The following is a 15,053-nucleotide window of genomic DNA, read 5'->3' on the forward strand; positions in this document are numbered from 1 at the left end:
ACAAAAATCATCAAACATTCTGTATCCATTCTTATTTATTGTAGCATTACAAGCGCTATTTGGTAAGCCCAATGCTTGCAAAAATCTAGTAGAGCGTTCTGAAGTTTTCTTTTTAAATAGATTGTATTTAAATTAATTTAGCAAATATAATGCGGCCCGACGAAGTTTGTAAAATACTTATGATTTCAATATCTACATATTCACCCACATATGTTTTCGCATCATCAATCACTACCATCGTGCCATCTTCTAAATAGCCGACACCTTGACCAGGCTCTTTACCTATTTTTGTCAACAAGAGGTTCATCTGGTCGCCTTGACGGACAGTCGGTTTCACTGCTTCAGATAAATCATTGACGTTTAAGACTTTCACGCCTTGAACATGGCATATTTTATTTAAATTAAAATCAGTAGTAATCACGTCTGCTTTATATTTATGTGCTAATTTAATTAACAACGCATCAATATCATTATAAGATTTCTGCGGATGTATAATACGCGTAGGATAAGCAGTATCATGCAGACGATTCAAGATGTCTAAACCGCGTTGGCCTTTATCCCTTTTAACACTGTCCGTAGAATCTGCCACAATTTGCAGTTCATTAATCACACCTTGCGGAATTAATATCTCACCGTCTAAGAATCCGCATTCTATCACTTCTAAAATTCTGCCATCAATGACTGCGCTTGTATCAATAATTTTAGGTGCAGCACTGTAGGTGTTCAATTGTGCAGAACGCGCCATTTTTTCAGGCAGAAACATCAACATCTCGTCTCTTTTTTTCAAACCGAATTGGAACCCTAAGTAACTTAAGAAAACTGTAATGATAATAGGTAAAACATGAAGAAATAATGAAGAACCAATTAAATTTAAGATGAAAGAAATCATTACAGAAATTAATAAGCCCATAATCAAACCAATGGCTGCAAATAAAATTTCGATTGCACTATGGCGCATGATAAAGATTTCAAGCTTCCGCACATATTTTGTGATGCGCGGAATAAAAATTCCAAAAATTAAAAAGAATAATAGTATACCGAATAAGCTGACAATATATTTGTTGGCAAGCCAAGGATAAGTATGCAGTATTCCTGTATCGCGTGCCACTGACGGAATAATGATAACGCCTAGCGTGGCACCTAAAATAACATAGCTTGCTATCACAATCATTTTAATAATTTTCACGCTGATGTCCCCCTCTCTTTATCTGTCTCAGCGTTTCATCAAAGCGAAATCAAGCGCTTCATGAACACTTGTAACGCCGATAACTTGGATTCCTTCAGGGAATTCCCAACCGCCGATATTTGTTTTAGGGATAATCACACGTTTAAATCCAAGTTTCGCTGCTTCTTGTACGCGCTGCTCAATACGTGAAACACGACGTACTTCACCAGTCAATCCTACTTCACCCACATAGCAGTCCATGCCGTTGACCGGCTGATCTTTGAAACTAGAAGCAATCGAAGCAATGATTGCTAGGTCGACAGCTGGTTCAGTTAATCTGACTCCGCCTGCTACTTTGATATAAGCATCTTGCTGTTGCAATAAATAGCTTTCTTTCTTCTCAAGTACAGCCATCAATAAATTCAAACGGTTATGGTCAATACCTGTAGCCATACGTCTAGGATTATTGAAAGTTGTCGGTGTAACTAAGGCTTGTACTTCAATCAATAGCGGTCTGGTACCTTCCATGGTTGGTACGATAGTCGAACCTGCCACATTGGTAGAACGTTCTTCTAAGAACATTTCAGAAGGATTTTTCACGCCCTTCAATCCGCTATGTTTCATTTCAAAAATACCCATTTCATTAGTAGAGCCGAAGCGGTTTTTAACTGCGCGCAGAATACGGTAGGCATGGTGTTCATCACCTTCAAAATACAATACTGTATCCACCATGTGTTCTAGTAATCTTGGTCCTGCAATTTGGCCTTCTTTCGTTACATGCCCTACTATAAAGGTTGCAATATTCATCTGCTTTGCAATACCCATTAAAATTTGTGTACTTTCTCTTACTTGCGAGACCGAACCTGGCGCAGAATTAATATCCGGATGATAAATTGTTTGAATGGAATCTACCACCACTAAATCAGGTTGTGTCTGTTTGACCGCTTCTTTAATCACTTCTAAATCTGTTTCTGCAAATACATTCAAATTGCTGGAATCTTCTTCCAGACGATCTGCACGCAACTTGGTTTGGTTAAGTGATTCTTCACCAGTTATATATAAAACTTTTTTCTTTTGTGATAAGGCTGAACAGATTTGCAGTAGCAACGTAGATTTACCAATTCCTGGATCTCCGCCGATTAAGACCAGTGACCCTTGTACAACGCCGCCTCCTAAGACTCTGTCGAATTCAGGAGAACTCGTTTGAATACGCGGAGTCGTCTCATTTTGTACTTGATTCAGCTTCGTTACTTTCGCTGTCTGCTCACGTGTACGCATGCCTCTGCCGCTTGGTGCTTCTTTCTTTTCAACGACTTCTTCCATTTGGTTCCATGCTCCACAATTCGGACATTTACCCATCCATTTCGGAGATTGGTACCCACATGCCATACACTCAAAGATGACTTTTTTCTTTGCCAAAATCACACCTCCTATTTTTTGTGAAAAGCATAATTATTTTACACCTTTACTATGCTAAATTCCATCATATCAGATTTTGAATTTTTACAGGGTCTCAAATGCATAAAGAAAGAGCATACGTTGATATTACAATGCAACGCATGCTCTTACTCTATCTATTCAATTTGTATTTGATTTTACGCTTTTGTAGCTGTTTTAACCGTTTCATCTGTTTCACGGTCGTTGATATTATATTCGAATTTTTCGCCGTTATGATCCACAACTACATCTTTGCCTTCTAATTGGTTGCCGTCTAAAATCAATTCACTCAAGTTGTCTTCAACTGTTTTTTGAATTGCTCTGATAAGCGGACGTGCACCATATTGAGGGTCGTAACCTTCTTCAGCAATTTTTTCTTTAGCTTGGTCAGTAACGCTGATATTAATATCTTGTTCAGATAAGCGTTCTGTAAGTTTATTAACCATTTTAGTTACGATTTCTTTCAATTCTTCTTTATTAAGTTTGTGGAAGACGATAATATCATCTACACGGTTTAAGAATTCAGGACGGAAGGCATTTTTCAATTCTTTCAACATTGTGCTGCGAATTGTTTCATAGTCTTGACCTTCTGATGAACCGCCACCGAAACCTGTAAAGCGTTGGTCTTGTAATTCTTGTGCACCAACGTTTGAAGTCATAACGATAACTGTATTACGGAAATCGACTCTGCGTCCTTTCGTATCAGTTAAGAAACCATCATCTAGGACTTGAAGCAAGATGTTGAATACATCTGGATGTGCTTTTTCGATTTCATCGAACAAGATAACTGAATAAGGTTTGCGTCTTACTTTTTCAGTTAATTGTCCGCCGTCATCATGACCTACATAGCCTGGAGGGGCACCAACTAAACGACTGACTGAGTGTTTTTCCATGAATTCACTCATGTCTACACGAATCATTGCATCTTCGTCTCCGAACATTGATTCAGCTAAGGCACGAGCTAATTCTGTTTTACCTACACCAGTTGGTCCTAAGAAGATAAAGCTTCCGATTGGACGTTTAGGGTCTTTCAATCCTGCACGAGCACGTCTTACTGCTTTACTGATTGAAGTTACAGCATCTTTTTGACCGATGACACGTTCATGCAATGTGTCTTCTAAGTTCAACAGACGTTCAGATTCTGTTTCGTTCAAACGAGTCAATGGGATACCAGTCCATCCAGCAATCACTTCAGCGATGTCATTTTCACTTAAAGTTGTATTAGAACCGCCTTGTGCATTTTTCCATTCATTTTTAGCGTCTTCGTATTGTTTTTCTAATTTAGTTTGTTTATCACGAAGATTAGCAGCATTTTCAAATTCTTGTGAATGTACAGCTGCATCTTTTTCGTTTTTCACTTTTTCAATTTCTTGTTCGATTTCTTTCAAGTTCGTTGGTGTGGTATGACTTTTAAGTCTTACTTTAGAACTTGCTTCATCGATTAAGTCGATAGCTTTATCTGGTAAGAAGCGATCTGAAACATAACGGTCACTTAAACGTGCTGCTGCTTCGATAGCTTCATCAGAGATGTTGATACGGTGATGTGCTTCATAGCAATCACGTAAACCTTTCAAGATAGATACTGTGTCTTCAACAGTTGGTTCATCTACTTGTACAGGTTGGAAACGACGTTCTAACGCTGCGTCTTTTTCAATGTGTTTACGATATTCGTCTAATGTTGTGGCACCGATTGCTTGCAATTCACCACGTGCAAGTGCTGGTTTCAAGATGTTAGAGGCATCAATTGCGCCTTCAGCACCGCCTGCACCGATTAATGTGTGCAATTCATCGATGAATAAGATAACATCGCCTGCTTGGTGAATTTCTTCCATTACTTTTTTAAGTCTTTCTTCGAATTCACCACGATATTTAGTACCAGCAACCACTGTACCCATATCTAATGACATCACACGTTTATTTTTCAATGTTTCAGGTACTTCATTATTTACAATTGCTTGAGCTAAGCCTTCTGCAATTGCTGTTTTACCTACACCAGGTTCCCCGATTAATACTGGGTTGTTTTTAGTACGACGGCTCAATACTTCGATCACACGTGTGATTTCTGCGTCACGTCCGACAACAGGATCTAATGTGCCGTCTTTAGCAATCGCTGTTAAATCACGTGCTAAACCATCTAATGTCGGTGTGTTATTAGATTTTGCGGCTTGCGCATTTTTGTTGCTCATTTCCGGGCTGCCAAGTGCTTTAACAACTTGAGCACGTGCTTTTGTAATATTTAAGTCTAAGTTTGCAAACACACGTGCTGCTACGCCTTCATTTTCACGGATTAAACCAAGCAAGATATGCTCTGTTCCGACGAAATTATGGTGAAGTTTACGTGCTTCATCCATTGAAAGTTCGATAACTTTCTTAGCTCTTGGCGTATAGTGCAATGTGCCGACTTGTTCTTGACCTTGTCCGATTAGTTTCTCTACTTCTGCTACTACAAGATCTTCTGTAATACCGAAACTTTCTAATACTTTAGCTGCGATGCCTTCTGGTTCTTTCATTAAACCGAGAAGTAAGTGTTCAGTTCCGATATTTGAGTGATTCAAACGAATCGCTTCTTCTTGTGCATGCGCTAATACACGCTGTGCACGTTCTGTAAGTCTGCCGAATAACATAGCATAACCTCCTATTTTATATGTTCTCTAATAATATTTGCTCTTTGTTCATTTATCGATACTTCATCTGTGTCATTTATTAAAAATGGTGTTTGTATAGCGACCATCATTTCATTAAAATTAAAGTCTGGTATTTCAATATACCCTAAATCTATACCTAGTTTCACTTCGCTGAGTCGCATTGCCGCTTCTTCAAGTGACATCAAGCGACTATATCGCAACAATCCGAAAGAACGATAGATGCGATTTTCCATTTCAACTGAACTATGTTGGTCCAATTGTTTTCTGACATTCAATTCTTCTGTAATGATTTGTTGTACAATCTCTATTAAAGTTTCTATAATTTGTTCTTCTGTTCTTCCCAACGTCAATTGGTTTGAAACTTGGAAGACGTGGCCATACACTTGCGAGCCTTCGCCATAAATACCTCTGATGGTGAAGCCGAAGCGGTTAATCGTTTGCGCGATTCGATTCATACGTTTGGTAATCGAAAGACCAGGCAAATGCAGCATTACGCTGGCACGCATTCCTGTACCAATATTCGTGGGACAGGTTGTAAGATAACCAAGTGTTTCGTCAAAGCTGATGCTGAGTTTGCGATCTAACTCATCGTCTACTTCTGAAGCCTTTTGAAATAAAGATTCAAGATTCATATCGGTACTCATCGTTTGAATCCGGATATGATCTTCTTCATTTACCATTATGCTTAATGATTCATCTTCATTCAACAATACTGCTGAGGCAGGTTGTTTAATCAGCTCTGAACTAATTAAATGTTTGGCTACAAGTTTAAGTTTATCTCTTTGTTCCAGATTGCTCAGCTGCAAAGTCTGCATTTTCGGCAATGCATCTTGTACTTCATTAATTACCTTTTGACCTTCAATATCTGAAGTAAACATTAAGGGGTGCACATGATTATCCAAGTTTCTTGCGAGTCGAATGCGTGAAGACATTACCACAGGTGTTTCTTCACCATGTTCCATCCATTCACTCATATACATTGAATGTTCTTTCATGCAGCTATCCCTCGCTTTCTGCTTGAAGTGCTTTAATTTCATCGCGTACTACAGCCGCTTCTTCAAACAATTGCTTATCTACTAATTGCTGTAAATATTTATTTTTAGATTCGATTAATTTCTTAAGTGCTATTTTATGCGTTGAGGAAACAGGTGTCTTACCGACATGTTCAAATTGTCCACCTTGCACACGTCTTACAATATCCACAATATCCTCTTTGAAAGTCGTGTAGCATTGCGCACATCCGAATTTCCCTTTATAGGCAATATCTTTAATTGTCATATGGCAGTTTGGGCAGCGCTTTTCTTCTTTAACATTGAATTCTTCTAAATGAATACCATGCTTTGTCGCTAAGTGCTGCAAGATTTGTTTGATTACAAATGAACCTTCCATATCTTCTTGATGATTCTCAAATGAAGGTTCTTCATCGTAATTTTCTGCTTTTATAGGTTCAACATGTTCAGGATATGCTTCTTTCAACATTCCATCATGCTTTTCAGAATCTATTGCTTCTATTTTATCGTCAGACATGTGCAACCTCCTTGTCTATTAATAATAATTAATGACTGGCAAGAGCTGTTTCAATATATTTGCTCGTACAATATCTCTTGCTGCTACATCCATTCTTAGCGTGTCGCGATCGACCACTGCTAGAATCATTTTCGCTTCACGAATAGTAATATATTGATTTTCAAGCAAGCCTTCAATCACATAGTGCGCTTGTTGCTGAGAAATAGAATCTCCGATAATTTGTAAGAGATGGTCAATATAACCTTTTGTATCTTTCGTTTCAACTTTGGTGATTCTTATATAACCGCCGCCGCCACGTTTACTTTCTATTTCATAACCGTGTTCATTGGTGAATCTTGTCTTAATCACATAATTAAGTTGAGAAGGTACACAGTCAAAGCGTTGCGCAATATTGGCTCTTTGAATCTCAACAACATCCTTATTTGATTCCTCAAATAAATGTTTAATGTATTGTTCTATGATGTCGGACATATTATGCATGGATATCACCCCTTTTTTGACCTTCTTTGACTATATTATATGACCAACTTTGACCTTTTTCAACCAATATGTTTCTAAAAAATTTGGTTTTCGTGAAAAATTGGGATGTAACTTACTACCATTTTAATGTATGATATGGTATGAAAATAAAAAAATAAAGGATGAAGAAAAACATGCATATCATTATTGCTTTAATAGGGATTATTTTCTTTTTAGCACTTGCATTTGTTTTTAGCTCAGATAAGAAAAATGTCAAATGGAAATATGTCGGCATTCTGCTTGTTATCCAATTCGTCTTTGCCTTCCTACTATTAAAAACTAATATAGGAATCACGGTAATTGGCGGCATTGCAAACGGCTTCTCTTACCTGTTGGCTAAAGCAGCTGATGGAGTAAACTTCGTATTCGGAGGATTTAAATACGTGGATCCTAAAAATCCGCCATTCTTCTTCAGCGTATTATTACCGATTGTTTTTATCTCAGCTATTATCGGTATTTTACAATATACAAAAATTTTGCCGTTGGTGATTAATGTCTTAGGATTTTTAATTTCCAAAATCAACGGTATGGGTCGTTTAGAATCATATAACGCAGTTGCTGCGGCTATTTTAGGACAATCTGAAGTGTTTATCTCACTAAAAAAGCAACTTCCTTACATACCTAAGCAACGTTTATACACACTCACAGCTTCAGCAATGTCCACAGTGTCCGCCTCAATTGTCGGCGCTTACTTTACATTGCTCGAACCTAAATATGTCGTAACAGCTATCGTATTAAACTTATTCGGCGGTTTTATTATCGCTTCTATTATCAATCCTTATACAGTGGATGAAAAAGATGACAAGTTATTAGTAGAAGAAACTGAAAACAAACAATCCTTCTTTGAAATGTTGGGAGAATATATCTTAGATGGATTTAAAGTTGCGGTCATCGTAGGGGCGATGTTAATCGGTTATATCGCAATCATTGCTTTGTTAAATGGTATCGTCAGCGGAATCTTCACGATGGTTTCAGGCGGACATATTAAATGGGATTTCCAAACATTAATTGGATTTGTCTTCGCACCATTTGCATTCTTAACAGGTGTACCTTGGCATGAAGCAGTAAAATCTGGTTCATTGATGGCAACTAAGTTACTTTCCAACGAATTCGTTGCTATGCAAGGTCTAGGAAAAATGCACGGCTTATCGGACCGCGCAATCGGTATTACTTCCGTATTCTTAGTATCATTTGCGAACTTCAGTTCAATCGGTATTATCTCAGGTGCAATCAAATCATTAAATAATGAAAAAGGTGACGTGGTTGCGCGTTTCGGACTTAAATTATTATTTGGGGCAACATTAGTGTCCTTCATTTCTGCAGCAATCGCAGGATTCTTTATGTAAATACACGTATCTCAGCAGATGACTTCCTCATTTAAGGGAGTCATCTTTTTGGTTATTCAACGCAAAAATACTTGTATAATAACGGCAACTATATAGAATTGCTTTTCAGCAGGATGTAATGTAAAATTTCACTAATATAAAAAAGAAAGGAACAACCAAATGACTATTGAAGAATACTGGAAAACATTTGTATCATGCCAGCCTGAGTATCAAAATGAATCTTATACAGCATGGCAATTTGGAGAGGATCCAAGTAATCTTGCAGATTTAGTTAAACGTGGTATTAAAACTGCAACAACAAGCGGTTTATCTTTTTATACAGCAGATCAAGAACCGTTACCAAAAGTTGGCGATTTGAGCATGGTTTTAAATGCACAAGACAATCCTATCTGTATAATTAAAAACACTAAAGTATATCAAGTCCCTTTCTCTGAAGTATCAGAAATGCATGCCTATAAGGAAGGCGAAGGAGACCGCACATTAAGCTACTGGAAAACTGTTCATACGGACTTTTTCGAGAAAGAGTTCAACTTAATCAACCAATCTTTTTCTGAAGAAGAAATAATGGTTTGTGAAGAATTTGAATGTATACATACGTTTTAAATTAAAAATGAGGTGATTGAATGGACATAAATCAGATTCAAATCAATAAGTTTCATGAATCCGATACACAAACCGTCGTGGATCTTATTATTCACACACTAAGAACGACTAACATCCAAGATGAACCTGCAGAAGATATCGAAAGCTACGTTAAAGATATTACACCTGAAAGTATTCAATATAAAGCTGAAAATGTTAATTTCTATGTTTTCAAATTCAATAATGAACTGATTGCGACAGGAGCAATCGGTCCTTATTACGGCAGCAAAACTGAATCTTGTTTTTTCTCCATCTTCGTCTCACCAGATTATCAAAAACATGGTATCGGTACATTAATTATGGATACATTAGAAGATGATTACTATTACCATCGTGCTGAGCGTTTAGAAATTCCCGCTTCTATCACCGGTGTTAATTTCTATCGTAAACGTGGCTATGACTATAAGAATGGTATTAAAGAGCCTGACGATGTTGGTTTGATTTTTCTAGAAAAGTTTAAAAAAGCGAGCACTCTATAAAAAGAGTCCTCGCTTTAATGATGAGAATGGGCGTAATAATATCTCAACCCATCTCCCTGAACTGGCAGTAGCTATCTGAATAGAAAATACGCTTGTCCCAAATTGACAGTAGCTATCTGAATAGAAAATGCACTTGTTCCAAGCTTTTTTCTATTCTAGTTAGCTTTGTCGGGGCAGAACGACGAAATAATTTTAACCAATGTTATTTCTGTTCTGCTCCCTATTCTAGTTAGCCTTGCCGGGGCGGGAAGACGAAATAATTTTAATCACAAATTATTTCTGTCCCGCTCCCATGTTTATATTCTGCAACAATATGATCAATGAAATATTGTGTCACACGGTAGTCATCTGTTAATTCAGGATGGAATGAAACACCTAAATAGTTACCTTCTCTCACGGCTACAATTTTATCATCTACCGTACTTAAAATTTCCACGTTGTCACTATTTACTTTTTCAATATGTGGTGCTCTGATAAAGACAGCCTCTATATCATTCGCAATACCTTTAATATCTAATTCTGCTTCAAAGCTGTCAACTTGGCGGCCGAAAGAATTACGTTCCACCGTAATATCCAGCTTTTGTAAATAGCCTTCTTCGCCTACGATGTCTTGCGCTAATACAATCAAACCTGCACAAGTACCAAACATTGGTAAATCTGAATTAACCAACGCTTCTTTAAAACCGTATAAGTTCATCAAACGACGTAATGTCGTTGATTCACCACCAGGCAGAATCAAGCCGTCAATTTCCTCTAATTGTTCAACACGTTTTACACTGACACCTTCATGTCCGCTCAATTCAATATGACGCAAATGTTCTCTAACTGCGCCCTGCAAAGCGAGTACGCCGATTTTCATCTTACCAGCCACGCTCTTGCATACGTTCTTCTAGTGACAATTGATTAACATCTAATCCTCTCATCGCTTCGCCTAATTCTTGAGCAAGCTTACCGATTAATTCGTAATCAGTGTAATGTGTTGTTGCTTGAACAATCGCTTTCGCAAATTTTTCAGGATCATCAGATTTAAAGATACCTGAACCTACGAACACACCGTCTGCGCCTAGTTGCATCATTAAAGCAGCATCTTGAGGTGTTGCAACACCGCCAGCTGCAAAGTTAACAACAGGTAAACGGCCGTTATCTTTAATAGATTTCAATACTTCGTATGGTGCACCGATTTCTTTTGCAAATGTCATAATTTCATCATCTGGCATTACAGTTAATTTCGCCACTTCAGAGTTCACTTGACGCATATGACGCACTGCCTCTACGATATTACCTGTTCCAGGTTCCCCTTTTGTACGTAACATCGCAGCACCTTCACCAATACGGCGTGCAGCTTCGCCTAAATTACGGCATCCGCATACGAATGGTACAGTATAATCGCTTTTCAATAAATGATACTCTTCATCTGCTGGTGTTAATACTTCAGATTCATCAATGTAGTCAACGCCCATCGCTTCAAGCACACGCGCTTCAGTAATGTGACCGATACGGCATTTTGCCATAACCGGAATGGAAACTGCATCCATTACTTCTTGAACAATCTTAGGATTACAAGCACGTGCTACCCCACCAGCTGCTCTGATGTCAGAAGGCACACGTTCTAAAGCCATAACTGCTACAGCTCCCGCTTCTTCTGCAATTTTAGCTTGCTCTGCATTGACAACGTCCATAATAACGCCGCCTTTTTGCATTTCAGCCATTCCACGTTTAACTCGATCTGAACCTACTTGTTTAGACATACTAAATACCCCTTTTCTAATTGATTAAATTCAGTTTAAAGGATAAACTGATAGTGTTAAAGAGTCAATTTCAATAAAAATTAGGAGGCCAGTTTCTATGTCTCAACCGCTTTACATGCAACTTTACCAAACCTTGAAAGAACAAATTATCGAAGGCCAATATCAATCCGGCGACCGCTTCCCATCCAAACGCCGTCTCGCCGAACACCATTCACTCAGCAACACCACCATCGAGCATGCCTACCAATATTTACTAGATGAAGGCTATATCTACTCCAAACCCCGCTCAGGCTACTACGTTTCCGATATCGAGTCCCTTCCAATAGTGACCAAAGAAACTGCAACTTCCTTCCAGGAAAAAGAAACCCTTGAAGAGCGGCAGACCCGCTACCAATTTGATCTCGCCCGTATTGATACCGAACACTTTCCGTGGCAGCAATTTCGCAAATATGCCAGAGATGTCTTCGATCAATCAATGGCTGACATCTTGCAGCCAGGTATGCAACAAGGCGAATACAAATTACGCCAAGCGATAGCGCATTACCTTTTCAATAGCAGAGGCGTCAATTGCCATCCAGATCAAATCATTATTGGTTCATCAACAGAACAATTAATCAATCAAGTCACTGATATTTTAACGGACCGTTCTTATATCATTGAATATCCAAGCTATCCGCCAATCAAGCAAGTCTTAGACAAGAAAGGATTGAATTATAAAAGAGTACCTGTTAAAAAAAGCGGTATTGATATGAAAGCAATCCGAAATTCTAAGCGTGAAGTAGTTTATGTTACGCCTTCTCATCAATTCCCAACAGGCTATGTTATGAATTTGAAGGTACGTACACAATTAATCAACTGGGCCCAGCAGCATCCAGAACGCTACATTATTGAAGATGATTATGATTCTGAGTTTCGTTATTTCAGCAAGCCTATTCCTGCCTTGCAAAGTTTGGATACCACAGGAAAGGTTATTTATATAAGTACCTTTTCAAAATCACTTTTCCCAAGTTGCCGCATCGCATTTATGGTATTGCCAGAAGATTTAATGGAACGCTATCATCATTTACCCAATAAAGAAGGTACGACTGTCCCGGCACCAATGCAATATATGGTGGCAGAATTTATGGAAAAAGGTTCTTTCGAAAGACATTTGAATAAAATGCGTAAAGTCTATCGCTATAAGCTGACATATATTTTAGATGCTTTAGCCCCTTACAAAGACCAACTGCATATTGAAGGTGCAACTACTGGCATGCACTTTACGCTCACCGTACAAAATGGATTATCTTTAAAGGATATTTTAAACAGAGCCAAAAAAAATCATGTAAGATTAACCCCTTTGAATCGTTATATGAAAAAAAATAGCCGAAATAAACATGTCCCTAAATTTATTATTGGCTTTGGGGGCATTAAAGATGAAGATTTAAAAGCCCATACAGAAGCATTGCTTAAAACACTTACGATTTAGGAGGAAATTCGCTAATGATTACACTCATACCTTACCAATCCAGCTATGATTCACAACTTAATCACTACTCAATTGCAGATGAAGAAAGCGACTTTGCACTGACACCCTTAAAGGCAATAAAGGACCTAGCAGACAAGGAAGATGCTATACTCATTTTTTCAAATCACACACTTGCCGGATTTTTTAGGTTAAATTTTAATGATGAACGTTATGGGCTTACACAGAATTCCAATTCCGTACTCTTAAAGTCATTTTCCGTAACTGAAACTATGCAAGGTCAGAAAATAGCACAACAGGCTTTGGCTGAATTACCTCACTATATTCAGGCTCACTATTCAGATACAATCAATGAAATTGTACTCTCTGTGAATTTCAGAAATCCTAAAGCAAAATATATATACGAAAAATGCGGCTTTGTAGATACCGGAAAAGTTATCGGAGGTAGGGCTGGAAATCAATATGTCATGTCACTTACCATGACATGATTCATTGTAGAAAATAAAAGTTAGGAAGTTCTATTGATATTAGTTTAAAAATAAACCATTGACGCAAGTTTTAATTTTTAATATAATTTTTCTCATGTTTGCAAAATTTGGAGGTGTTAATATGAAGAAATACCCTATCGCAATATGGATGCTAGCTATCGGTGCATTTGCGATCGGCATGACAGAATTTGTAATCATGGGATTACTTCCTAATATTGCTCGAGATTTTCATGTCTCTGTCAGCCAAGCAGGACAATTAATCACGGGTTATGCTTTAGGTGTAGCAATAGGCGGACCTATTTTGGTCATGCTTACTATTAAATTGAACAGAAAGTATCTATTAATCTTGCTCATGATTATCTTTATGATAGGTAATATTGCCGCATCATTAAGTCCAACTTACGGCTTTATGATGACCAGCAGAATCATCACCTCTCTAGCACATGGTTCATTCTTTGGAATTGGCTCAATTTTGGCTGCTAGTATGGTACAGGCTGCTTATAGAGCAAGTGCTATGGCCTTGATGTTTATGGGACTTTCTCTCAGTAATATACTAGGCGTTCCTTTTGGTACATTGATTGGGCAAAACTTCGGTTGGGCTATGACATTCGTCATTATTGCTATCATAGGCGGACTGGCATTAATTGGAATCATTATCTTTGTACCAAATCATAAGGAAACACAGAAATCTTCTGTAATGAACGAACTGAAAATCTTGAAAGAAAAACAATTGTGGCTGACTTTAGCCATAACACTATTTGGATTCAGCAGTGTATTTGCTTATTTCACTTATATTTCTTCTATCCTAGTAGATGTTTCTCATATTAAAGAAAATTTAATTTCTTATATGCTTATCATCTTCGGAATAGGTGTCACATTAGGTAATGTAATCGGCGGTAAATTAGCGGATTGGAATTTAAACAAAGCACTCAAAATTATTTTTTCTACCTTTATCATTTACTTTGTATTATTGTATTTCATACAAATGAATGGAATACTCATGGTATTAGGTATTTTCTTATTTGGAGTTATCGGCTTCAGTATGAGTCCTTCACTTCAATTTAAAAGTACCTTGATTTCTCAAGATGCTCCTACATTAGCGAGTACCTTGAATCAATCAGCATTTAACTTAGGAAATGCTTTAGGTGCATTTGTTGGCGGATTAGTAGTAACAAACTTGCCATTAGCCTCTTTAAGCTTGGTAGCACCGTTACTCACATTAATCGGCCTTGTATTCCTTCTCATTTCCATATATGTAGAAAAGCAAAATAAAACTGCATTTCATTGATGAAAGATCTAATTAACTTCCTATGAAATTAGACACTGAAAAAGTGGAAATTTTATAGGAGTTTTTTTATGCCCACAAAATTATACAGTCAACTTAGGTAAATCATTAGGTTATCTTTAACTAGGTACAGAGACGAGGAATATTACAAATTAAAAAAGCAGCCTTATGAGATTCCTCATTAGTCTGCCTTAAAAAATAATTGCACAAGATATTAAGAATAACTCTTCACTCAGTAAATAAACACAAATTATATGACTATCAAGCGTATCTAAATTTCTATATAAAAAAAGAGACCCTTACGGGT

General features: G+C 37.5%; 13 protein-coding genes and 1 pseudogene. 6 read left to right on the top strand and 8 right to left on the bottom strand.

Going from position 1 to position 15,053, the window contains the following annotated elements:
• Positions 1 to 127 precede the first annotated feature (127 nt).
• The 6 genes and pseudogenes from CKV71_RS11415 to CKV71_RS11440 form a co-directional block, all read right to left on the bottom strand.
• Positions 128 to 1,186, bottom strand: a complete 1,059-nt coding sequence (locus CKV71_RS11415; protein WP_095106891.1) for a PIN/TRAM domain-containing protein — start codon at positions 1,184 to 1,186, stop codon at positions 128 to 130.
• A 27-nt stretch (positions 1,187 to 1,213) separates the two neighbouring features.
• Positions 1,214 to 2,584: a DNA repair protein RadA gene (gene radA / locus CKV71_RS11420; RefSeq protein ID WP_095106893.1), complete on the bottom strand. Its 1,371-nt coding sequence runs from the start codon at positions 2,582 to 2,584 to the stop codon at positions 1,214 to 1,216.
• Positions 2,585 to 2,760: 176 nt separating this feature from the next.
• Complete coding sequence (locus tag CKV71_RS11425; protein ID WP_095106895.1) at positions 2,761 to 5,226, bottom strand: ATP-dependent Clp protease ATP-binding subunit; 2,466 nt, start codon at positions 5,224 to 5,226, stop codon at positions 2,761 to 2,763.
• Positions 5,227 to 5,237: 11 nt separating this feature from the next.
• Complete coding sequence (locus CKV71_RS11430; RefSeq protein WP_095106897.1) at positions 5,238 to 6,242, bottom strand: protein arginine kinase; 1,005 nt, start codon at positions 6,240 to 6,242, stop codon at positions 5,238 to 5,240.
• Positions 6,243 to 6,246: 4 nt separating this feature from the next.
• Positions 6,247 to 6,633: pseudogene (locus CKV71_RS11435) on the bottom strand (UvrB/UvrC motif-containing protein); the annotation flags it as partial.
• Between the two features lie 159 nt (positions 6,634 to 6,792).
• Positions 6,793 to 7,254 carry a CtsR family transcriptional regulator gene (locus CKV71_RS11440; protein WP_095106901.1) on the bottom strand — a complete coding sequence of 154 codons (462 nt, stop codon included), beginning with the start codon at positions 7,252 to 7,254 and terminating at the stop codon, positions 6,793 to 6,795.
• Positions 7,255 to 7,427: 173 nt separating this feature from the next.
• Here CKV71_RS11440 and CKV71_RS11445 point away from each other — a divergent pair, with 173 nt between their 5' ends.
• The 3 genes from CKV71_RS11445 (at position 7,428) to CKV71_RS11455 (ending at position 9,760) form a co-directional block, all read left to right on the top strand.
• Entirely contained in the window at positions 7,428 to 8,639 is a 1,212-nt protein-coding gene (locus CKV71_RS11445) for a NupC/NupG family nucleoside CNT transporter (RefSeq protein WP_095106903.1), read from the top strand.
• A 159-nt stretch (positions 8,640 to 8,798) separates the two neighbouring features.
• Positions 8,799 to 9,242, top strand: a complete 444-nt coding sequence (locus CKV71_RS11450; RefSeq protein ID WP_095106905.1) for an ASCH domain-containing protein — start codon at positions 8,799 to 8,801, stop codon at positions 9,240 to 9,242.
• 20 nt (positions 9,243 to 9,262) lie between these two features.
• On the top strand, positions 9,263 to 9,760 hold the full coding sequence (locus CKV71_RS11455) for a GNAT family N-acetyltransferase (RefSeq protein WP_095106906.1): 498 nt from the start codon (positions 9,263 to 9,265) through the stop codon (positions 9,758 to 9,760).
• A 262-nt stretch (positions 9,761 to 10,022) separates the two neighbouring features.
• Here the strand turns inward: CKV71_RS11455 and pdxT are convergent, their stop codons facing one another.
• Both pdxT and pdxS read right to left on the bottom strand, forming a co-directional pair.
• Complete coding sequence (pdxT, locus tag CKV71_RS11460; RefSeq protein ID WP_095106908.1) at positions 10,023 to 10,619, bottom strand: pyridoxal 5'-phosphate synthase glutaminase subunit PdxT; 597 nt, start codon at positions 10,617 to 10,619, stop codon at positions 10,023 to 10,025.
• 1 nt (position 10,620) lies between these two features.
• Positions 10,621 to 11,508, bottom strand: coding sequence for a pyridoxal 5'-phosphate synthase lyase subunit PdxS (gene pdxS / locus CKV71_RS11465; RefSeq protein ID WP_070704459.1), 888 nt, complete (start codon positions 11,506 to 11,508; stop codon positions 10,621 to 10,623).
• 97 nt (positions 11,509 to 11,605) lie between these two features.
• Between pdxS and pdxR the strand changes: the two genes are divergently transcribed.
• From pdxR to CKV71_RS11480, 3 genes are all read left to right on the top strand, one after another.
• Positions 11,606 to 12,976 (top strand): MocR-like pyridoxine biosynthesis transcription factor PdxR, encoded by a 1,371-nt coding sequence (gene pdxR, locus CKV71_RS11470; RefSeq protein WP_095106910.1) that lies wholly within the window; start codon positions 11,606 to 11,608, stop codon positions 12,974 to 12,976.
• 14 nt (positions 12,977 to 12,990) lie between these two features.
• Positions 12,991 to 13,461, top strand: coding sequence for a GNAT family N-acetyltransferase (locus tag CKV71_RS11475; protein WP_095106911.1), 471 nt, complete (start codon positions 12,991 to 12,993; stop codon positions 13,459 to 13,461).
• Positions 13,462 to 13,582: 121 nt separating this feature from the next.
• Positions 13,583 to 14,749: an MFS transporter gene (locus CKV71_RS11480; RefSeq protein ID WP_095106913.1), complete on the top strand. Its 1,167-nt coding sequence runs from the start codon at positions 13,583 to 13,585 to the stop codon at positions 14,747 to 14,749.
• Positions 14,750 to 15,053 lie beyond the last annotated feature (304 nt).

Source organism: Staphylococcus piscifermentans (genome assembly GCF_900186985.1).
Taxonomy (GTDB): domain Bacteria; phylum Bacillota; class Bacilli; order Staphylococcales; family Staphylococcaceae; genus Staphylococcus; species Staphylococcus piscifermentans.